General features: G+C 67.1%; 21 protein-coding genes. 10 read left to right on the top strand and 11 right to left on the bottom strand.

Annotated elements, in window-relative coordinates; genetic code table 11:
• Positions 1-13: 13 nt before the first annotated feature.
• The 6 genes from ACWV14_RS33890 (at position 14) to ACWV14_RS33865 (ending at position 6177) form a co-directional block, all read left to right on the top strand.
• Positions 14-907, top strand: coding sequence for an ABC transporter permease (locus ACWV14_RS33890; RefSeq protein ID WP_454908817.1), 894 nt, complete (start codon positions 14-16; stop codon positions 905-907).
• On the top strand, positions 907-1956 hold the full coding sequence (locus ACWV14_RS33885) for an ABC transporter ATP-binding protein (RefSeq protein WP_454908195.1): 1050 nt from the start codon (positions 907-909) through the stop codon (positions 1954-1956). The genes ACWV14_RS33890 and ACWV14_RS33885 overlap by 1 nt, the downstream gene beginning before the upstream one ends.
• The gene (locus ACWV14_RS33880; protein ID WP_454908194.1) at positions 1953-2990 is read left to right on the top strand and encodes an ABC transporter ATP-binding protein; all 1038 of its coding nucleotides are present in this window, start codon (positions 1953-1955) and stop codon (positions 2988-2990) included. The genes ACWV14_RS33885 and ACWV14_RS33880 overlap by 4 nt, the downstream gene beginning before the upstream one ends.
• Positions 2987-4666 (top strand): amidohydrolase, encoded by a 1680-nt coding sequence (locus ACWV14_RS33875; protein ID WP_454908193.1) that lies wholly within the window; start codon positions 2987-2989, stop codon positions 4664-4666. Before ACWV14_RS33880 ends, ACWV14_RS33875 begins: the two co-directional genes overlap by 4 nt.
• Positions 4667-4673: 7 nt before the next feature.
• Positions 4674-5648: a CobW family GTP-binding protein gene (locus ACWV14_RS33870; RefSeq protein WP_454908192.1), complete on the top strand. Its 975-nt coding sequence runs from the start codon at positions 4674-4676 to the stop codon at positions 5646-5648.
• Positions 5649-5709: 61 nt separating this feature from the next.
• Positions 5710-6177, top strand: a complete 468-nt coding sequence (locus ACWV14_RS33865) for an N-acetyltransferase family protein (protein ID WP_454908191.1) — start codon at positions 5710-5712, stop codon at positions 6175-6177.
• Positions 6178-6283: 106 nt separating this feature from the next.
• Here ACWV14_RS33865 and ACWV14_RS33860 read toward each other — a convergent pair whose 3' ends face one another.
• The 5 genes from ACWV14_RS33860 to ACWV14_RS33840 all read right to left on the bottom strand — a co-directional run bounded on the left by ACWV14_RS33860 (position 6284) and on the right by ACWV14_RS33840 (position 12196).
• Positions 6284-7261: a Bug family tripartite tricarboxylate transporter substrate binding protein gene (locus ACWV14_RS33860; protein WP_454908190.1), complete on the bottom strand. Its 978-nt coding sequence runs from the start codon at positions 7259-7261 to the stop codon at positions 6284-6286.
• A 77-nt stretch (positions 7262-7338) separates the two neighbouring features.
• Positions 7339-8787, bottom strand: coding sequence for a sulfatase-like hydrolase/transferase (locus tag ACWV14_RS33855; RefSeq protein ID WP_454908189.1), 1449 nt, complete (start codon positions 8785-8787; stop codon positions 7339-7341).
• A 97-nt stretch (positions 8788-8884) separates the two neighbouring features.
• The gene (locus ACWV14_RS33850) at positions 8885-9835 is read right to left on the bottom strand and encodes a LysR family transcriptional regulator (RefSeq protein ID WP_454908188.1); all 951 of its coding nucleotides are present in this window, start codon (positions 9833-9835) and stop codon (positions 8885-8887) included.
• Between the two features lie 39 nt (positions 9836-9874).
• A complete protein-coding gene (locus ACWV14_RS33845; RefSeq protein ID WP_454908187.1) occupies positions 9875-11197 on the bottom strand; it encodes an arylsulfatase in 1323 nt (440 codons plus the stop codon).
• A 102-nt stretch (positions 11198-11299) separates the two neighbouring features.
• On the bottom strand, positions 11300-12196 hold the full coding sequence (locus ACWV14_RS33840; protein ID WP_454908186.1) for a LysR family transcriptional regulator: 897 nt from the start codon (positions 12194-12196) through the stop codon (positions 11300-11302).
• A 147-nt stretch (positions 12197-12343) separates the two neighbouring features.
• On the opposite strand from ACWV14_RS33840, the gene ACWV14_RS33835 reads away from it, so the two are divergent.
• Both ACWV14_RS33835 and ACWV14_RS33830 read left to right on the top strand, forming a co-directional pair.
• Complete coding sequence (locus ACWV14_RS33835) at positions 12344-13348, top strand: tripartite tricarboxylate transporter substrate-binding protein (protein ID WP_454908185.1); 1005 nt, start codon at positions 12344-12346, stop codon at positions 13346-13348.
• Between the two features lie 5 nt (positions 13349-13353).
• Positions 13354-14214 (top strand): phosphosulfolactate synthase, encoded by an 861-nt coding sequence (locus tag ACWV14_RS33830; RefSeq protein WP_454908184.1) that lies wholly within the window; start codon positions 13354-13356, stop codon positions 14212-14214.
• A 6-nt stretch (positions 14215-14220) separates the two neighbouring features.
• Here ACWV14_RS33830 and ACWV14_RS33825 read toward each other — a convergent pair whose 3' ends face one another.
• From ACWV14_RS33825 to ACWV14_RS33815, 3 genes are all read right to left on the bottom strand, one after another.
• Positions 14221-14565 (bottom strand): hypothetical protein, encoded by a 345-nt coding sequence (locus ACWV14_RS33825; RefSeq protein ID WP_454908183.1) that lies wholly within the window; start codon positions 14563-14565, stop codon positions 14221-14223.
• A gap of 83 nt (positions 14566-14648) precedes the next feature.
• Positions 14649-15233 (bottom strand): NADPH-dependent F420 reductase, encoded by a 585-nt coding sequence (locus ACWV14_RS33820; RefSeq protein WP_454908182.1) that lies wholly within the window; start codon positions 15231-15233, stop codon positions 14649-14651.
• A gap of 34 nt (positions 15234-15267) precedes the next feature.
• Positions 15268-15876: an FMN-dependent NADH-azoreductase gene (locus ACWV14_RS33815; protein WP_454908181.1), complete on the bottom strand. Its 609-nt coding sequence runs from the start codon at positions 15874-15876 to the stop codon at positions 15268-15270.
• 222 nt (positions 15877-16098) lie between these two features.
• On the opposite strand from ACWV14_RS33815, the gene ACWV14_RS33810 reads away from it, so the two are divergent.
• Together ACWV14_RS33810 and ACWV14_RS33805 are read left to right on the top strand one after the other, a co-directional pair.
• A complete protein-coding gene (locus ACWV14_RS33810; protein WP_454908180.1) occupies positions 16099-17004 on the top strand; it encodes a LysR family transcriptional regulator in 906 nt (301 codons plus the stop codon).
• Positions 16988-18208, top strand: a complete 1221-nt coding sequence (locus tag ACWV14_RS33805) for an amylo-alpha-1,6-glucosidase (RefSeq protein ID WP_455342738.1) — start codon at positions 16988-16990, stop codon at positions 18206-18208. Before ACWV14_RS33810 ends, ACWV14_RS33805 begins: the two co-directional genes overlap by 17 nt.
• 24 nt (positions 18209-18232) lie before the next feature.
• Here the strand turns inward: ACWV14_RS33805 and ACWV14_RS33800 are convergent, their stop codons facing one another.
• From ACWV14_RS33800 to ACWV14_RS33790, 3 genes are all read right to left on the bottom strand, one after another.
• Entirely contained in the window at positions 18233-19162 is a 930-nt protein-coding gene (locus ACWV14_RS33800; protein ID WP_454908178.1) for a hypothetical protein, read from the bottom strand.
• 69 nt (positions 19163-19231) lie between these two features.
• On the bottom strand, positions 19232-20479 hold the full coding sequence (locus ACWV14_RS33795; protein ID WP_454908177.1) for a GGDEF domain-containing protein: 1248 nt from the start codon (positions 20477-20479) through the stop codon (positions 19232-19234).
• A 132-nt stretch (positions 20480-20611) separates the two neighbouring features.
• Positions 20612-21040 (bottom strand): hypothetical protein, encoded by a 429-nt coding sequence (locus ACWV14_RS33790; RefSeq protein ID WP_454908176.1) that lies wholly within the window; start codon positions 21038-21040, stop codon positions 20612-20614.
• Between the last annotated feature and the right edge of the window lie 11 nt (positions 21041-21051).

The following is a 21051-nucleotide window of genomic DNA, read 5'->3' as shown; positions in this document are numbered from 1 at the left end:
CAAGGTCATCGCGATGCCTCCTGTTGCTTCCGCTTCCAAACCCGCCACCAGGCCGCCGGTGCGCGTGGAACACCCCGGCATGGAGGCGATGCGCATGTTCCTGCGCAACCCCGCCGCCATCGCCGGCATGGCCATGCTGCTGATCGTGCTGGTGGTGGCCATCGCCGGGCCGTGGCTCTACCCGGCCGACCCGTTCGAGATCAAGGCCGCGCCGCTCACCCCACCCTTCAGCGAGGACGCCTGGCTCGGCAGCGACTACCTGGGCCGCGACGTGCTCACCGCGCTGATCTACGGCGGGCGCGCCACGCTGCTGGTGGGCGCGGTGGCCGCGCTGCTGTCGGTGCTGATCGGCATCACGCTCGGCGCCTTCGCCGGCTACTACGGCGGCAAGATCGATGCCGCGCTGATGAAGCTCACCGAGTTCTTCCAGGTGCTGCCCGCGCTGCTGTTCGCGATGGTGGTGGTCACGCTGTTCTCGCCCACGCTGGTGACGGTGACGCTGGCCATCGGCATCGTGAGCTGGACCGGCACCGCACGGCTCACGCGCGCCGAGTTCATGAAGTACCGCGGGCTGGAGTTCGTGCGGGCCGAACGGGCCATCGGCGCGGGCGACGCACGCATCATCTGGAAGGTGATTCTTCCCAACGCGCTGCCGCCGCTGGTGGTGTCGGCCACGCTGGCGATCGGCGCCGCCATCCTGTTCGAGGCGGGCCTTTCCTTTCTCGGCCTGGGCGACCCCAACCAGATGAGCTGGGGCCTGATGATCGGCTCCAGCCGGCAATACGTTTTGTCTTGCTGGTGGGCCGTGGCCTTCCCCGGCGCGGCGATCTTCATCACCGTGCTGGCCGTCAGCCTCATCGGCGACGGACTGAACGATGCACTCAACCCGAAGCTGAGAGAGCGCTGATGGCCGCGCAAAACGACGCAATGCTGCGCGTGCAGGACCTGCACGTCGAGTTCAAGACCCGCCGCGGCCAGGCACTGGTGCTCAACGGGGTCGACTTCGAGATCCGCGCCGGCGAAACGCTGTGCGTGGTCGGCGAGTCGGGCTGCGGCAAGAGCATGACGGCGCTGGCACTGCTGCGGCTCATTCCCTCGCCGCCCGGGCGAATCCGCAGCGGGCAGGTGATGTTCCAGGGCGAAGACCTGGTGCAGGCCAGCGATGCCCGCATGCGCGAAGTGCGCGGCAACCGCATCTCGATGATCTTCCAGGAGCCCATGACCTCGCTGAACCCGGTGTTCAGCGTTGGCGACCAGATCGGCGAATCGCTGCGGCTGCACGCCGGCATGAACGCGCACGCGGCGCGCGGGCGTGCCATCGAGATGCTGCGGCAGGTCGGCATTCCGGCTCCGGAGCGGCGCGTGGACGAGTACCCGCATCAGCTCTCCGGTGGCATGCGCCAGCGCGTGATGATCGCGATGGCGCTGGCCTGCCGGCCCGACATCCTGATTGCCGACGAGCCCACCACTGCGCTCGACGTGACGGTGCAGGCGCAGATCTTCGACCTGCTGCGCGAGCTGCAGCGCGACAAGGGCACGGCCATCATGCTCATCACCCACGACATGGGCGCGGTGGCCGAGATGGCCGACCGCGTGATGGTGATGTACGCCGGCCGCGTCATCGAACAGGGCACGACGGAGCAGGTGCTGTCGGAGCCCGGCCATCCCTACACGCGCGGGCTGATCGACTGCCTGCCGGAGCTGGGCAGCAGCGCGGCATATGGCGACGGCGCGCGCGAGGACCTTGCCGAGATCGCGGGCGTGGTGCCCTCGATCTGGGAGCTGGGCACGGGCTGCGCATTCCGCGAACGCTGCCCGCGCGCGCTGGCGCGCTGCGCGACGGAAGTGCCGCCCATGTTCGTGGTGCATGGCGAAATCGCACCCGGCATCCCGCACGGCGCTGCCTGCTGGCTGCATGCGCAGACCCTCGACCAGCGCCAACGGGAGGCCGCATGACATTCATCGGCAAGACCGACGTGCTGCTTTCGGTCGATGACCTGAAGGTGCACTTTCCGCGCGGCAAGGCCGGCTGGGGCCGCGCGCCCGAGGTGGTGAAGGCGGTGGACGGCGTGTCCTTCGAGATCCGGCGCGGCAGCACGCTCGCGGTGGTGGGCGAATCGGGTTCGGGCAAGACCACGACCGCGCTCGCGGTGATGCGGCTTTCGCCCGTCACTTCGGGCCGCATGCGGCTCGGCGACACCGACCTGGCCACGCTGCGCGGCGAGGCGCTGCGGCAGGCACGCACGCGCATGCAGATCATCTTCCAGGACCCGTTCTCCTCGCTGAATCCGCGCGAGCGCGCGGGTGCCGCGGTGCGCGCACCGCTGGACCTCATGCGGGTCGGCACGCCCGACGAACGCACGCGCCGCGTGGCCGAGCTGTTCGAGGCGGTCGGCCTGCGGCCCGAGCAGCAGCACCTGTTTCCGCACCAGTTCTCGGGCGGGCAGCGCCAGCGCATCAACATCGCGCGGGCGCTGGCCACCAACCCCGAGCTGGTGGTGTGCGACGAGCCGGTATCGGCGCTGGACATCGCGATACGCGCGCAGATACTGAACCTGCTGTCGCGGCTGCAGCGCGAACTGGGGCTGACCTACCTCTTCATCTCTCACGACATGGCGGTGGTGGAGCACATCTGCGACGACATCGCCGTGATGTACCTCGGCCAGATCGTCGAACGCGCACCGCGGCGCAGCTTCTTCGCGCGGCCGTTGCATCCGTACAGCGTGGCGCTAATGTCGGCGGTGCCCACGGTGAGCGGCGGGCGCCGGCGCGCGGCCCACCGCATCAAGCTGAGCGGCGATCCGCCGAGCCCCATCAACCCGCCCGCCGGCTGCCGCTTCGCCGGGCGCTGCCCGGTGGCGGAGCCGGCCTGCGCGGCCGAGCTACCGCCATTGCGCGAAGTCGCGCCCGATCACTGGGTACGCTGCCGGCGTGTCGACGTCGTCGACGGGCTGCCGCACCCTCCTCTTTCGATTCCAGAGTCGCCATGAGCCAAGCAACAACAACCACCGTCTACCCCGCCCGCAAGATCATCACCATGAACCCCATGCAGCCGCACGCCACCCACGTGGCGGTGCGCGACGGCCGCGTGCTGGCCGTCGGCTCGCTCGCCGACATGCAGGCATGGGGCGCCTTCACGCTGGACGAGCGCTTCGCCGACAAGGTGCTGATGCCCGGCCTCGTCGAGGGCCACTGCCACCTCAAGGAAGGCAGCATGTGGGACTGGACGTATCTGGGCTGGTTCGACCGCCGCGACCCCGAAGGCAAGGTCTGGAGCGGGCTGCGCTCGATGGACGAGGTGGTCTCGCGCCTGGCGGAAGTCGCCGCGAAGATGACGGCGGATGGCGTGCCCGACACCGAGCCGCTCGTCGCCTGGGGCTTCGACCCCATCTACTTCGGCGGCGAGCGCATGACGGTGCACCACGTCGACCGCGCGAGCGCCACGCGGCCCATCGTCATCGGCCATGCCAACGGGCACCTGATGAACGTCAACAGCGCCATGCTGCGCATTGCCGAGATCACGCGCGACAAGGAGGTCGAAGGCGTGGTCAAGTTCGCCGAAGGCGCGGACGAAGGCGAACCCACGGGCGAACTGCAGGAGCCGGCCGCCATGTTCCTGGTGCTGCGCAAGATCGGCAACGCCGGCCTGCTCGCGCCGATGACCGAGGCCGGCGTGCGTTCGTTCGCCAGGCTGGCCTGCCTGCAGGGCGTGACCACCGCGACCGACCTGGTCAACAAGCTCACCGAAGAAGACTGCGGCGTGCTCGAGAAAGTGACGCAGGACGAGGGCTTCGCGGTGCGCATCCTGCCCGCGTTCCAGGCCTTCCACGGCACGCACGGCGCCGCACAGGGCGCGGAGCACGTGAAGTCGCTGGTGCCGCGCAACACCGACCGCCTGCGCTACGGCCTGGTGAAGATGATGCTCGACGGCTCTATCCAGGGCTTCTCCGCGCGGCTGCGCTGGCCGGGGCATTTCAACGGCGCGCCCAACGGCATCTGGGTGACGGCGCCCGCGCAGTACGAGGCCGACTTCGAGACCTACCACCGTGCCGGCCTCACGATCCACACGCACACCAACGGCGACGAGGCAAGCGAAGTGGCCATCGACGCCATCGGCCGCGTGCTGACCCGCGCGCCGCGCCCCGACCACCGCCACACGCTGCAGCACGGCCAGATGATCGACGCGCCGCTGTTCCGCCGCATGGCCTCGCTGGGCCTGTGTGCCAACCTGTTCGCCAACCACATCTGGTACTGGGGCGACCAGCACTATGAAATGACCATGGGCCCCGACCGCGCCAACCGCCTCGACGCCTGCGGCAGCGCGCTCGCGGCGGGCGTGCCGCTGGCCATCCACTCCGACGCGCCGGTGACGCCGCTGGGCCCGCTGTTCACCGCCTGGTGCGCCGTGAACCGCATCACACCCAAGGGCCGCCTGCTGGGCGAGGCGGAACGCATCACCGTGCCGCAGGCGCTGCGCGCCATCACGCTCGGTGCGGCCTGGACGCTGAAGCTCGATGGCGAGATCGGCAGCATCGAATGCGGCAAGCGCGCCGACTTCTGCGTGCTGGAAGACGACCCGCTGGAGATGGACCCGATGGCGCTGAAGGACGCGCGGGTGTGGGGCACCGTGCTGTCGGGCCGCGTGTTCGAGGCGCAGCGGGGCTGAAGACCGCGTGACCACTTCGACAACCGACAAGAAGCGCCTGCCGCTCACGGTCATTGGCGGCTTCCTGGGCGCGGGCAAGACCACGCTGCTCAACCGGTGGCTGCGCGAGGCGAACGGGCTGCGCATGGCAGTGCTGGTGAACGACTTCGGCGCGCTCAACATCGACGCCGATCTCATCGCCGCCACGCACGGCGACACCACGGCGCTGACCAACGGCTGCGTGTGCTGCCAGATCGGCGACGACCTGGGGCGGGCGCTGGTGAGCGTGATCGAAGCAGAAACGCCGTTCGATGCGGTGGTGATCGAGGCCAGCGGCGTGTCTGACCCGTGGCGCATCGCGCAGATCGGCATGGCGGCGCCGGAGCTGAGCCTGGAAGGCGTCATCGTGCTGGTCGATGCAAGCGCGGCGGCACAGCAGTCGCGCGACCCGCTGCTGGCGGACATGCTGGCACGGCAGGTCAAGTCGGCCGACCTGGTGGTGGTGAACAAGGCGGACATCGCATCCGCCGACGCGCTGGCGGGCGCCAATGCCTGGGTCGCGGCGACCGCGCCGGGCACGCCGTGCATCCAGGCCGTGGAATCGGCCGTGCCGCTGGCGCTGCTGTCGGGGCTGCCCCATGCGGCGGCCGCGCAGCCACATGCCTGCGGGCCTGGCTGCCACGACGATCATCACGCGCACGGCGCACCCGATCACGGCGAACTGTTCCAGACATGGAACGCGCAGCCCGAAGCGGTGATTTCCGTCGCCATGCTGCGCGCTTGGATGCGCGACATGCCGCCCGGCGTGCTGCGCCTGAAGGGCGTGCTGCGCACCGGACACGGCGCCGCGGGCGATGAATGGTCGCAGGTGCAGTTCGCCGGCCGCCACGGCACGCTGCGCAAGGCCATGCCGCCGGTCGGCGAGGCGCGCGCGGGTGTCGTCGCCATCGGCCTGCGCGGCCAGTTGCCTGAAGAAGCGCTGAAGGCTTTTTTCTCGCCCTGAGGCAAGCCGTGTTGCAATCGCAGGCTTGTTCTTTTCATCAAAGCACAGGCAGCAGCGACGCATGACCACCTCTTCTTCTCTCCTGATCCGTCCTCCTGTGGCGGAAGACTATTCGGCATGGAAGCCGCTGTGGGACGGCTACAACGCCTTCTACGGACGCGAGGGCCCCACGGCCCTGGCCGACGAGATCACACAGGTGACGTGGCAACGCTTCTTCGACGCCTACGAGCCGGTGCACGCACTGGTCGCGGAACGTGAGGGCCAGCTGGTCGGCATGACGCACTACCTGTTCCACCGCAGCACCAACCGCATCGAGCCGACCTGCTACCTGCAGGACCTGTTCACGCTGCCATCGGAGCGCGGCCGGGGCGTCGGGCGCCAGTTGATTCACGGCGTGTACGAGCGCGTGAAGCAGGCCGGCGGCCACCGGGTGTACTGGCAGACGCATGTGACGAACACGGCCGGCCGCACGCTGTACGACAAGGTGGCGTCGCACGATGGCTTCATCGTCTACGGCACGATGGTCTGACGGCTAGTTGGTACTTGATGGTCACGCCGGCCTTTACGCAGTTGTTGGCCTTCATCGGCGTTTAGCTGCCCGGCGCGGTCAGCATCAAGCCGGGATCCAGGCAACCTCAGGTGGCTTTGATGCCAAAGCGGTTGATGATTTCCCCGTAGATTTTGCTTTCGCTGCGCATGCGCTTGGCGAACTGATCGCCTGGCAGCGCCACCAGATCGGTGCCAAGCGCTGCGAGCCTGGCCTTGCTGTCCGGGCGTTTCAGCACTGCGAAGGCCGCCTTTTCCAATTGCTGGACGACCTCCGGCGGCGTGCGTGAGGGCACCAGCACGCCATACCAGGCCACGAAGTCGCCGTCGCGCATCAGGCCGATGGCCTCTCCCAGCGTGGGCACATCGGGCAGCAAGGGCGAACGCCTGGGCTGCGTCACGGCCAGCGGCACCAGCTTGCCTGAGGTCAGGTGCGGCAGCAGCGGCGGCGCGCCCACGAGCGCGAACGACACCTCGCCGCCCAGCGCCGCCACGGTGGCCGGGCTCGCGCCTTTGTAGGGCACGTGCACGATGTCCATGCCGGTCTGTTGCTTCAGCAGTTCGACCGCGATGTGCTGCGGCGTGCCGTTGCCCGGCGTGCCGATGGTGATACCACCGGGCGCCTTGCGCGCGACGTCGAGCGCGGCGCGCAAAGTCTTCGCCGACAGTGAGGCATTGGCCACCAGCACGTTCGGCGACTGCGACACAAGGACCACGGGGGTGAAGTCTGTCAGTGGCGCATAGGAGAGCTTCGGATGCAGCCACGGCACGATGGTGAGCTCGGGGTTGCCCGCGAACAGCACTGTGTAGCCGTCTGGAGCGGACTTGGCCGTGGCCTCGGCGCCGACCATGCCGCCAGCGCCCGCGCGGTTGTCGACGATCACGCCTTGCTTCAGTTCCTCGCCCATGCCCAGCGCGAGCAGGCGCGCCACGGCATCGGCGCCGCCGCCGGCCGAGTACGGCACGATGAGCTTGATGGGCGCGTTGGGAAAGCCCTGCGCCCATGCGGGCGCCATGGCGCCCAGCATCGACGCGCCTAATGCGGTGAGTGCGGTTCTGCGTTGCATCGTGTGTCTCCGTTTTTGTCTTCGTCGGGAATCCGGCTTCAGGCGGCCCGCACCGTGCCCGAACGCGCGTCCATGGCTCAGGCCGCAGCCGGCAACTTGACGGGCGTCGAGGTGGACGAGCCCAGTTTGTGCGCCGCCTCGATACCACCGTAGTGTTCGATGAGCGCGGCCTGGTCGGCGTGTGCCTGGCGGTCGACGGCTACCGGGTCGCAGATCTCGCACAAGGCTGCATGCATCTTCGCGAGCACGTCGGCGTGCGCGGGGCTGGCTGCCAGGTCGCGCAGCTCTTCGGGATCGTCCCGCAGGTCGAAAAGCTCTGGCGCGAAGCCCACGTAGAAGTGGTATTTCCAGCGGCCCTTGCGCACCATGAAGCCGCCGGAGTTGCTGCCGGCCGCATGGTACTCGCTGAGGATCGAGCGTTCGAGATCGGGTGCCGAGGTGGCCACGTCGGTCAGCGCGCGGCCGGGGCGTTCGCCCATCTCGGGTGCCGGGTCGATGCCCGCGCCTTGCAAGATGGTGGGGAACAAGTCGAGCAGGTCGACAGGCGTTTCGCAGACCGAAGGCGCGATGCCGGGGCCCGCGATGAGCATCGGCACCTTCGCGCTTTCTTCGTAGAGCGTGGACTTGCCCCACACGCCGCGCGCGCCCAGGTTGTCGCCGTGGTCCGAGGTGTAGATGACCTGCGTGGTGTCCTCGAGCCCGGCGCCGCGCAGCGCGCCGAGGATCTGTCCCACGTTGTGGTCGAGCCAGGTGCACAGCCCGAAGTAGGCCGAGAAGGCGCGCAGGCGCTCGGCCTCGTCGACGAACTTCTCGTCCGATCCCATGAAATCGCAGTACGCCTGCACCCACGGGTGGCGCTCATAGCCACTGGCAGCCGTGAGCTTGGGCTCGGGCATCTGGTCGGTGGGGTAGAGCTTGTAGAACTCCTCGGGCACCACGAGCGGAAAGTGCGGCGCAACGAGGCCCACGTAAAGCACGAAGCCCTCTTCGCCGCGCGTGCCGGCCTTGTGCAGCCATTCGACCGCGCGCTGCGTCACCGCCCGGTCGTATTGCGTGTAAGACGACTCGCCGGGTCCGATGCGTTCGCCCAGCATGCGCGGGCCGTCGGGGCGCGGGCGATACGGGTTGCGGATCGAGGCCCACACCATGCCGTGGCCGCCGACCACGTGCATCGGCAGATGCTCGGCGTCGAAGCCGGCCGGGTCCTCCTCATTGCGGTAGTGCAGCTTGCCGATGCTTTCCACGCGCACACCGTGCTGCTGCAGCACGTGGCCCCAGCCGCGTTGCTGGCCTGTATAGGGCATGGCGTTGTCCCACAGGCGCAGCTGGTGCACGCGCTGGCCCGTAGCAAAGGCGGCGCGGGCCGGCACGCAGATGGGGCTGGGGGTGTAGGCACTGGCGAAGCGCACGCCGCGCGCTGCAAGTGCGTCGAGATTCGGGGTCTGGACGAAGGGGTGACCCGAGCAGCCCATCATTCGTGGATCGTGTTCATCGGACATGATGACGACCACGTTCTTCTGTGCCATGTATTTGTCTCCTGCGTGGGCACGTGAGCGTGCCTTTCGAGAAGACTGTGATCGCGCGGGCCGGACAAATCCAATACTGTCTCGGCATGGCGCGGGATCATTTTTTCTTATGGCTAGCGCCGATCAGGCGCCCCTCCAGCCGACCGTCGCGCACCATCTCGCGGATCAGCTTCACCAGCATGTCGCGTACCGTGGCAGCGGCGGTGCTCAGCGGGCGGTCGCTCGGCCACACCACGGCCTGCACGCGCGACAGCTCGGGCCCGACCACCGGTCGACCGGCGATGGACTTGGCCGCAATGGCCTCGTGGCATGCGCTGGGCGGCATGATCGAGTAAGCCAGCCCCTCTTTCACCACGCCCACGAGCATGGCGGGGCTGTTGAGTTCATAGCGCACGTCGAGCCGCCGGCCGATGGCGTTGGCCGCGCGCTCGATGATCTTGCGCAGGTCGTGCGCGCGGTCGGGTTCGGCCAGCGGCAGGCCCGCCACATCGGAAAAAGCGATCTCTTGCGGCTTGCGGCGCATGGCCGCGTACGCGCCAAAGAGCGTGAAGCGCTCTTCGAAAATGGGCAGCGATTCCATGCCCTGAAGCTCCGACGGACTGGGCATTACCGCGAGGTGCGCCTGTCCGGATTCGACCAGTGCCGGCGCCTCGAACGACAGCCCTTCGCGCACAGTGAGCTCGACACCGGGGCACTGCGCGGCCACGGCCTTGAACAGCGGCGCGACCAGCGTGCCGGCGAGCGAGCCGGCCACCCACAGCCGCACTGCGCCAACGGGGCGGGCGTCACCGCCTTCGATGTCGTCCTTAAGCCCATCGGCACGCGCGAGCAGTTCCACGGCGCTGGCCAGCAGGCGTTGTCCCGCCGGCGTGAGCTCGACGCCGCGCGGGCGGCGCTCGAACAGGCTGCCGCCCAGGTCCTCCTCCAGCGCCGAGATGTTCTGGCTCAGCGCGGGCTGCGCGATGTTCAGGTGCTCGGACGCGCGCGAGAAACTGCGGCTGCGCGCGATCTCGACGAAATACCTGAGCTGGCGAAGGGTGATGTTCATGCGGGAGCTCCTGGGTGCATGGTAAGCACCCCGAGCGCCTCAATCCGCCTTGCCGGGCGGTGTGTTGGGCCACGTCTGGCAGCTCTGGTTGAATGCCTGCACCATTCGCAGGATCGGGCCGAGCACCCACGTGTTGTAGACCAGCACGTCGCTTTCTTCCTTGGGGTCGCGCGTGATGTTGAACAGGTAAGGCGACTCCAGTTTTCCCTTGCCCTCGTTCACCTCGGGTTCCCAGTAGAAGTGCAGCTTCCAGTCGCGCCACTTGACGGCCCGCAGCTCGTTCTTGATGTAGAACAGAAAGCCTTCACGCGCCGATTTGCGCTCGCCTCCGAAGAGGAACGCGCTCTGGTCGATACCGTCGATTGCCCGGTCTTCGGGCAGGGCCGCGCCTGCCACCTTCACCAGCGTGGTGAACAGATCCGTCACGTGCACCATCTCGTTGCTGATGCGGCCTGGCTCGATGCGTCCGGGCCAGCGTGCGATGAAGGGCACGCGCAGGCTGCCTTCCATCGCCGTGTGGTAGGTGCCGCGCCAGGGACCCGCCGTGCCGCGGTACGGCGCGCGAAACTCCGGACCGTTGTCGCTGCAGAACACGAAGAGGGTCGAATCGGCTATGCCGAGGCCGTCGATTTCGTCGACGATCTGGCCGACGCGGTGGTCCATCTCGGCCATCGAATCGGCAAAGTCGCCGGCGCCGGTGCGCCCCGCAAAGTCCTTGTGCGGCAGCGTAGGAAAGTGCAGGTGCGTCAGCGGCAGGTATAGAAAGAACGGCCGCCCCGCCGCGTGCTGCCGTTGGACGAACGCGCGCGAGTGTGCAATGAGTTCTTCGTCGATGGTGCGCCGGCTTTCGAGGTCGTAGATCTCCACGTTCTCGGAGGGTTCGCCCTTGCGTCCGCGCATGATGTACGGAATGTCGGCGACCGTCGGATCGAAGCCGATGCTCGAGGTGAACTGCGTCTCGTCGGTGGTGCGCGGAATGCCGTACCACTCGTCGAAGCCACGGTCCGAAGGGTAGCGCCCCTCCACGTCGCCCAGATGCCATTTGCCGAAATGCGCCGTGGCGTAGCCCTGCGCCGAAAGTGCCTCGGCCAACGTGTGTTCCCAGCGCGTGAGGCCCTGCGGCAGTCCCGGCGGCACCGATTGAAGGCAGCCCGTACGAATGGGATGGCGCCCGGTCATGAGCGCGGAGCGCGTGGGCACGCAGTCGCTCTCGACGTTGAAGTTCTGCAGCAGCACGCCCTGGCGCGCCAGCGCGTCGATGCGCGGTGTAGGCGCGCCGCGCAGTGCGCCGCCGCCGTAGCAACCCAATTCACCCCAACCCAGGTTGTCGGCGACGATGAGGACGATGTTCGGTGCGTTCACGAGCGGCTTCTTCCGGAGTGGGTGGACATGCATGCCACTCTATCGGCGCCCCTGTGCATCGGGCATTCCCGGTGCAGCAGAGATCCATAGCCGCGCGGAATGTCAGGACGTGCGATAGCTCAGCAACAGGTCGCGCAGCGCCATCATCAGCGGCGACCAGATGGCCTGCGGCCGCGTGAGCAGCACCAGCGAGCGGCGCACCTCGAGCATGGGCATCGGCAGCGCGTTGACGCGGCCCGTCCACCCGCGCAACACGGACGACGGCACAAGACCCAGCATGTCGGTGCCGGCCAGCAGTCCCATGATGGCGTCTGACGTGTATTCCGCCTCCACCGCCACGCGCGGCGCGGGCAGCCCCGCGCGCTCGAACACCTGCGCAAGCAGACGGCGCGACGCACTGCTGCGGCTCGACAAGGCCCAGGTGTAGCCGACCAAGGCGTCCAACCCCAGCGTGGGCATGCGGGCGAGCGGATGGTCGGCGCGCGCCGCCACGCGCGCGCGGTCCTCACCGATCTCGATCTGGCTGCAACTGAACGAAAATCCCGGATAGGCCGGCACCACGGCCAGATCGAGTTCGCCCTTGCCGACCGCGTCGTTCAAGGCGTCGGACTTGCCGATCGACAGCACCAGCCGCAGGCCGGGGCGGCGGCGCACCATCTCGGACAGCGCCTGCACGGGAATGCTGTCGCTCGCGGGGTTGGTCAGGCCCACGCGCAGGAGGCCGGCGTGCTGCGCGCGCAGTTCGGCAGCCGAGCGCATGAGCTCGGCGTGCTGTGCGTCGAAGCGCTGCGCCGACTCCAGGAAAAGATGCCCATCGCTGGTGAGCCGGACCCCGTGCGCGCCCCGCTCGAACAGCGTGACACCGATGGCGGCCTCGAGCCGGTGGATGGCCTTGGAGATCGCGGGCTGCGTGACGCCTGCGCTCGCGGCGGCCCGGCCGACATGGCCTTGCTGGACCACCTGCAGGAAATAGGAAACGTCGGTGGGCGAGAAGCTCATGGTCCAAAGTTAGCAGCCCGCACCACCCGTGTCACGCGCCGGGCCATTCCCATCGGGAATTCGAATCGATGCTCGTGGCTATGGATTCAGGCACCCAACTGGCTTGGAGTGAGAGATAGTTTCTTCACCACCTGCCGGAGCCCTTCGATGCCCAAGACCTCTCCCTTCTCCTGCTCGCACGATGGCACGCCGCGGCGGCGCCTTCTGGCCTCGATGTGCGCCGCAGCGCTGGTCGCTGCCGCTGCGGGCGCCCAGGCCCAAAGCCCCGATCCATGGCCCGCCAAGCAGATCACGTGGCTGGTCGGCTGGCCGCCGGGTGGCAGCGCCGACACAGTGACGCGGCTGGTCGCACGCAAGCTCGAAACGAAGCTGGGCCAGCCCGTGGTCATCGACAACCGCCCCGGCGCCTCGGGCAGCATCGCGCTCAACGCGGCTGCCAAGGCCGCGCCCGATGGCTACACGCTCGTCACCATTCCGGGGCCCGTGCTCATGAAGATCCCCGTGCCGCACTTGCCCAAGGAGCTGACCGGCGTGGCCGAACTCGCGAAGGGCCCGATGGTGCTCGTCGGCGCGGCCCAAGGCAGCCAGGTGAACCTCAAGGCACTGGTCGCCGACATGAAGACGAATCCGGGCGCTTACAGCTTCGCGTCGTCGGGCAACGGCACCAGCCAGCACTTGGGCGGGGAGCTGTTCAACCAGCTTGCAGGCACCCGCATGACGCACATTCCGTACAAGGGCGGCAACCAGGCCGTGACCGATGTGATCGGCGCTCAGGTGCCCTTGGGGATGCTGGGCATCACGCCGGTGCTGCCGCACATCAGGTCGGGCAAGCTCAAGGCCTATGCCGTGTCGACCGCGCAGCGCTCGCCGGCCTTGCCCGACGTGCCCACCATGGCCGAAGCCGGCGTGAGCGGCTTCGAGGCCAGCCAATGGTTCCTCGTGGCTGCACCAGCGGGCATGCCGCCCGCGCGCATCCAGGTCGTCAACAGCGCCATCGCCGAGATCCTGGCGATGCCCGACATCGTGGCCGGCTTTGCCGCCGTGGGCGTCGCGCCTTCGTCGGCCTCCGCATCCGACACAAACGCCTTCGCCGCCGCCGAAGACAAGCGCTGGAACGAGCTCGCCCGCAAGGCCAACCTGCCCCTGGACTGACAGCAATGACCACAGAGATGCCCACTGCTTTCGGAGATTTTCCGATCCCCGTGCGACAACAGAAGCCGCGCACGCTCGGCCTGTCGATGATGATCGACTGGGGCTTGGGCTTCGGGTGCCAAGCCGACACCGTCGAGTCGGCCGGCGCATACATCGACTTCGCCAAGGTGGCAGCCGGCATCGCGCGCTTCATGCCTCGCGAGGTGCTGGTGCGCAAGCTCCTGCACTACAAGGCGAACGGCATCTCGACCTCGCCGGGCGGGTTGTTCTCGGAACTGGCGCTGAAGCTCGGGCGCTACGAGCGCTTCGTCGATCAGGTGATCGAGACCGGCTTCAGCGGCATCGAGATTTCGGACAACCTGCTCGACCTCAGTGCACACGACAAGGCGCGAGCCATTGCGCATGCGAAGCGGCTGGGCCTCACGGTGTTCGGCGAAGTCGGGAAAAAGGAAGGGCTGCTCGATGACGACGCGCTGATAGACGACGTGGCCAACTGCCTGGACGCCGGCTCGGACTGGGTGTTCCTCGAAGCCTCGGAGCTGTTCGCAGGCAACGAGATCCGCGCGTCATTGATCGCGAAACTGCAGGGGCGCTTTCCGGCGGAAAAGCTCATCTACGAATTGCCCGTGGTCATCATCCCGGGCGTCACGCGCGACTACAAGCACAAGATCACGACATGGCTCGTGAAAGAGATGGGCACAGAGGTCAACCTCGCCAACATCGAATGGGACGAGTTGTACATCACCGAATTGGTGAGGCGCGGCTTTGCAGGCGACACTTCCCATCCGCAAGGTGCTTACAGGCTCGCGGGCTTTGATGTTGACGATGAACCACGGAATTTCACGGGAAACGGCACGCTGGCCTGACGCCGGTCAGTACTTGATGGTCACGCCGGCCTTCACCCCGTTGTTGGCCTTGCCGTCCGACGACACACCGCCGGTGAGCGACACATCGCCGCCGGTGCTTGCGCCCACCGAGTAGGTCGGCCGGGGCGTGGAGGTGTCGGTGCCGACGTAGGCGCCGCTGCCGTCGCGCCGCTCGACGCCCACCGTCGCACCTGTCGTGTAGGCGGAGGTTTCGGTGGGGTTGACGTTGGGCGCCACGTACACGGTGCCCTTGTCGTCGTTGTCCACAGGCAGCTTCACGGGTTCTGCGACGGCCAGGCCAGCCGCGCAGCAAACGGCCACGGCGAGACCTGCAAGTATCGGTTTGCTCATCATTCGCGGATGTTGGCCCATCGCTCGCGGCCGGTCTGTAGGACGGAAGGAAGGGCACCAGCCGGGACTCGCGCGGACTTTGCTCAGTACTTGACCAGGTTCTGCAGGATCAGCGGGCCGCCCATACCCAGCAGCAAACCGCCTTCGGCGATTTTTCCCAGCACCACTGCAGCAAAGCCGAGATCGTCCACCAGCTTTGCGATTGCGCCGGAGGCGGCTTGCGAGTCGCCGGCAACGAACATGACTCTCCGGCCCCCCTGAGCGGCCGGGTTCATCGCGAGCAGCTTGGCCGGCAGCTGATTGAATGTCTTGACGACATCCGCGCCCGCGAAGGCGGCTGCAACGACATGGCTGGAAGGCTGGCCTTTCAGTTCATCGGGCGAAATACCATAGGTGTTCATGGCGTCGACGACGATCTTGCCGGACCAATCTGGCAAAGCGGCCGCAACGCTGGCATGCGAGCGAAACGGCACGGCAAGAATGACGACCTCTGCTTTCAGCGCGTCCTCCAGCGCCATGGGAGTGACATGGTTGCCCAGTTCTTTGGCAAGCTCGGCAAGCGAGTCGATACCGCGGGTGTTCGCGATGTTTACAGCAATGCCGCTGCGGGCGAATTGACGAGCGAGGGCCGTGCCGACGTTGCCGGCGCCGATGATGGAATAGGTCATGGTGATTTCCTTGTGATGATTGAAGGGATGCGTATTACGCGGAGATCGCGCCGATGTCGTGCAGCGCCTTTTGCATGGCGGCTTCCTTGGCTTGCGCACTGATGGCAAGACCCTCGGCGCGCACCACGGTGACGTCGGTCACGCCCAGGAAGCCAAGGAGGCCGATGAGGTAGCTTTCCTGGTGCTCGAGAGCCGCCGCGGGGCTGCCCGCCGAATACACCCCACCGCGCGAGGACGCGATGAATGCCTTCTTGTTCTTGAGCAGGCCTTCCGGTCCGTTGGCGGTGTAGCGAAACGTCTTGCCCGCCACGGCGATGCGGTCGATCCAGGCCTTCAGGGGCGTGGGAATCGAGAGGTTGTACATCGGCGCGCCAATCACCAGCACGTCTGCTGCAAAGAGCTCTTCCATATAGGTATTGCCCTTGAGCAGGTCGGCGTTCAGGGTGGCGTCGTCGCTGGGCATGCCCTGCCACGCAGCCATGTGCGTGCCGGACAGATGCAGCGCTGGATCGGCGGCCAGATCCCGGTACACGACTTGCGCCGTGGGGTGTAGCGCGCGATGGCGCTCCACGATGCGAGTCGAAAGAAGACGGCTCGCCGAGGCGGCGCCGAGAACGCTGGAGTCGAGATGAAGGATCTGCATGGGGTTTTCCTTGCGGGTGGAAAAAGTGGGAGGGAGGCCGGAACGGGCCCACGGCGAGCTGACCCGTGCCGCTGTGGCACGGAGGACGTCTGAGATGGATGAAGTCACGATGTATCTTTCGGGGAGATGTTTTGATGGGAGGAATGATGCTTTTCTCAAACCAATCTGAATAGACGATTTATTGAGATGCAAAGCATCTGTATTTGAGATACGCTGCGCGTCATGCTCGACGGTGTCTCACTCGACCAACTCAGAACCTTCATCGCGGCGGTCGACGAAGGCAGCTTTTCTGCAGCAGCGAGAAAGCTCAACCGCGTGCAGTCGGCAGTGAGTGGCTGGATCGCCTCGCTCGAAGATCAGGTGGGTGTGGTGCTCTTCGACCGGTCCGGGCGTTTCCCCAAGCTCACGCCGGAGGGCGTCCTTCTTCTGGCCGACGCCCGCAACGTGGTCTCGGGCGTCGATACCCTCAAGGCCAGGGCAAAGCTCATGTCCTCGGGGCTGGAAGCGGAGCTTTCGGTTGTCGTGGACGTGTTCTTCCCCACCGACGTCATCAGCGCAGCGATCAAGGCGTTTGCCAGCCGATTTCCGTTCACGCCCCTGAGGCTCTTTGTCGAGGCACTGGGCGCGGCCTACCAACCCATACTCGACGGGCGCTGCAGCATGGGCATCCTGGGCGCGCTACCCATGGAATTCCCCTCCCTGTTCACGGAGCGCCTCAACGAGATTTCCCTGGTGATGGTGGCTGCGGCCGAGCATCCACTCGCGAGCTTCGATCGCCGAATTTCCAGGCGCGAACTCAGCAAGCACGTGCAACTGGTCCTCACGGACCGCTCCGAGCTGATGACGGGGCGCGACTACGGCGTGATATCGCCCACGACCTGGCGTCTGGGCGATCTGTCGACCAAGTACGCGTTCCTGAAGGACGGCATGGGCTACGGCAGCATGCCACGGCACATGGTGGACAGGGACATCGCGCGAGGCTCGCTCGTCGTGCTCGATGTCGACGAGATCCCGCCCGGGGGCTTTCCGCTGACGACCTCCGCCGTCTATCCAGCAGCCCAGCCGCCGGGCCCCGCAGGGAGATGGCTCATTGATCATCTGAAACGGCAGTGTGCCGACCACTCGTGACCGCATCGACGCCCCCCCCGCCAACAACCTCGACGCCCCCGCGCTCGCGCTCATCGACACCTGCGCGCGGGCTTCCCTCGAACTGCTGCAGAACAACCTCACGCCGCACGGCATCCTGGCCGCCAGCCGCACCGAGGCGGCCGTGGCACGGCGCTACACGCGCATCTTCGGCCGCGACGCCGCCATCTGCGTGATGGCCATGTGCGGCACCGGCGTGCCCGCGCTCGAACAAGGCGCCGTGGCCAGCCTCGACGCGCTCGCTTCGCAACAGGCAACCAATGGGCAGATTCCCAAGTACGTCGACCCCGAGGGCCAGGACGCCGACTTCTGGTATCTGGGCTGCATCGACGCCACCCTGTGGTGGCTCATTGCGGTGGACCACGTACGCAGGCATGGCAACGTGGGCGCCACCCATTGGCAGGCCGAGGTCGAACGCGCGATCCACTGGCTGCTCGCACAGGAGCACCAGCACTTTCGCCTGCTGCAGCAGAACGAAGCCAGCGATTGGGCCGACATCATGCCGCGCTCCGGCTATGTGCTCTACACCAACGCGCTGTGGTTCGACGTGAAGCGCCGCTTCGCGCTAGAGCATGCCGAAGAAACCCGGCACCACTTCAACCATCTGTTCAATCCGTTCCAGCGAGACCTGCCCGAGTACCACCGCGCACGGCTGCTGCGCCACTACGCGCGGCGCGGCCGGCGCGATCCCGGCCTGTACCTGAGCTTCGTCAATCTCGCAGTCGTCGGCGACGAAGGCGACATGTTCGGCAACGTGCTGGCCATTCAGAGCGGCCTGGCCGACACGGCGATGGCGCACCGCATCGTGCGGACCATCGAGGCGGCGCACGCCTCGCAGCCGTATCCGGTGCGCGTGGTGCTGCATCCGCTGTCTCAGCAGCATGAGCTGTGGCGGGCGTACATGGGCCGGCACCAACAGAACATCGTGCACCAGTACCACAACGGAGGCATCTGGCCGTTCGTCGGCGGCTTCTGGGTGATGGCGCTGGCAAGGCTGGGGCTGCATGAGCAGGCATGGACCGAACTCGCGCAACTGGCACAGGCCAACGCGCAGGACGACTGGCGCTTCACGGAGTGGTTTCACGGACGCACGCTGGCGCCGATGGGAATGGCGGGGCAGAGCTGGAACGCGGCCGCGTTCCTGCTGGCGCGGCGGGAGTTGCTGGGGGATGGCGTGGCCTGGTGAGCGGGCGCCGCAGGCCGCCAAGGCTCAAGCCGGCTGCAACAACGCCTTGTGCGCAGAGATGCCCGCATCCACCTCGTTCTTGAAGAAGGCATAGCAATACCAGCGGTAGGAATCGGTGTTGTAGATGGTGGCGTTCTTGTGCGCTTCCGCCAGACGCTTCACCTGCTTCGAGCCGATGAAGTGGCCTTTTCCCGAGGCGGCCATCGCACCGTGAGGGGTGTTGCCTGTGCACTGTGGGATGTTGGCGTCCGACCGGGGCGCATAGTGGGCGGCGTCGAGCAGTTGGCGATGCTGCTGGCATTCGCCGCAGACATCGGCGAGCCCGAGGTTGTGGCCCACCTCGTGGATCAGCACGCCGGCATGGAAGTGCCCGACCGCGCCGCGCGGAAATGCCGGACCGATCGCCATGAGGTAGCCGCCCCGCCCGCCCTTCAGCGCCGCGGCGTCGCCCGCTTCGTTGCTCTTGTACAGAATCCAGCGCGGATCGCGCAGGTCGTCCATCATCTGGTCGATCTTGGCGCGCACGTAGCTTGCGCGCGACGCAAAACCGGATTCGGCGTTCGCGTTGCCGGCGGCCACGCCCGCCTTGCGGGTCGCGCTGCTGCCATGCCATGCACGCGAGCCGAAGATGCTTTCGTAATGCGTCTTGCCCGGCCATGTGTGCAGGCCGACGTTGCGCCTGGCTTCCTCGAGCATCCGCAGCGCGATGTCGAGTCCAGCGCCCAGTTCGTTGACGCGCTCTTGGTCGAACCCGATGAAGCGCACATGGCGGTGATTGCCGGCGGCGGGGGCCAGCACCACCTTGTCGACCATCGCCTGGCATTCCTCGACCGTCATGTCCAGGCCCAGAGCCCTGATGCCGCCGCCCTCGGCAAACTGGATCGCATGGCGCACCTTGCCCAGGACAAGGTCTACGGGAAACTTCTCACGGATGTATTCGGACAACTTCGGCATGTGCGCCACCTTGAAACTGGAGGCGGCGAGTTTCCGTCGAATGAATACTTTTTGCCTCCCATGAATTGGTCACGCGGCGGCGGCTTCTGCCCGTGCCAATGTCTCGCTCTCCCATATCACCACCCGATTGCGGCCTTGCCGCTTGGCCTGGTAGAGCGCCTGGTCTGCGCGCATGTACAGCGACTCGGAGGACAACCCGGGCGCCGCGGTGCCGTGGCGATGGCGCTGTCCCGCCTGCATCGTGTCTTCGCCGGGGCCGTCGGGCGAGAGCATCGCCAGGCCGACCGACACCGTCAGCGAAAAAACCTGTTCGCCGGGTAGCCGCACCGGGTTGCCGGCCACGGCTCGGCAAAGGTAGTCGGCCACGCCGAGCGCGCCGGCCAGATCGGTGTCTGGCAGCAGCACCGCGAATTCCTCGCCGCCCAATCGGGCGAACACGTCCGCCGATCGCAGCCTTGCCTGCACGCGCTTTGCAAAATCCTGCAGCACCAGGTCGCCGCAATGGTGGCCATGCAGATCGTTGACCCGCTTGAAGTGATCCAGGTCCAGCAGCAGCAGGGCCAGCGGCTGCGCGCCGCGCCGGGCGCGCGCCACCTCGTGATTGCACAGGGGGTCGAAGCTGCGGCGGTTCAGGCATCCCGTCAATGCATCGTGGCTGGCCAGGAACTCCATGCTCCTCGCCGTGCGTTCGAGGCAAGCCATCACAAAGCCCACGCCGCTGCCCAGCAGTGCGAGAAAAGCCAGCAGCACCACGATGCTCTGCCCCAGGCTGGACTGGAAGAAGTTCAGGTACTCCGACGGCATCAAGCCGGCCTGCACCGCGCGCGCCGCATGGGCAAGGCTCAACATCAGCATGGTCAACCCGACGGCGCGCATGGTGCTCTCGGCGTGCCACGCATGGCGAAACACATGCAAAGCCGGTGCACCGGCCAGCAACATCATCACCGCCGAGAAGACCATCGAACGGGTGCTGATCGGCCAGGCCAGCAGCACCGGTGTGGCCAGGACACCGGCGACCACCAGTGCGGGCAGCCAGCGCGGCACGGGCCGCTTGCCCACGAACAGGTAGATCGCCCGGTCGAAGTACAGCATGCCGCACAGCACCAACGGATTCCCGAACAGTACCGACAGCCACTCCGGAAGCAGCAACCGCGACAGCAGGACCGCCATGCCCGCCAGCAGGAACACGCAGCCTTTGGTCCAAAGCGCCAACGCCTGGTCGGCCAGCAGCCGGCGACGCACGAGCACCAATTGCCATGCGAACAACAGGTAACCCAGCCCCAGCGGAAGCATCAGCGAGGGAACGTCAAGTTGCATGGGGGCGGCGGGAGGCAAAAGGAGCCGCATTCTAGGCAGGCGCCCAGGCGATGGTTTGCGGCGCCAAGCTGGCCCGGCTCTGTCGGGCAGGCAGGCCGGCGGCCTACCGGAAAGCGTCGTCTTCGCGTGCGTTCAAAGGTCGGGCCACACCTGGACCAACCCCACAAGGTGGACGACGCCATACACGAGGCAGACCAGCGAACTCCACACCCAGAAGGCCGTCAGGCGCCGTCGGTCGAACACGAACAGCGCCACGGCGACCAGCCCCCGCAGCAGGTACACCGCCGTGATCACCGGCAGCGCAAGCGCCAGCAGCGGCAAGGGCCGCAGCACCCCGGCTCCCGAAAGCGCATACGCCGCCCAGGCGCCCAGCACGCATGCGATCAGCAAGGTGACGAGGGCCGGATACAGATGCCCGGCCGCCGCACCCGCGGCCATGCGCTCTCCCGCGCCGAAGAAGCGGTACCAAGCGGGCCCGCCGAAGATGATGCAGACGTGCAGCAGCGCCGCAATGGCGCTCAGGCCTGCACCAACGACCAGGGGAATGTTGTACTCGCTCACGAAGGCTCTCA

Source organism: Variovorax durovernensis (assembly GCF_977011995.1).
Note: the sequence above shows the minus strand (reverse complement) of the source record. Positions and strands in the feature narration are given on the sequence as shown.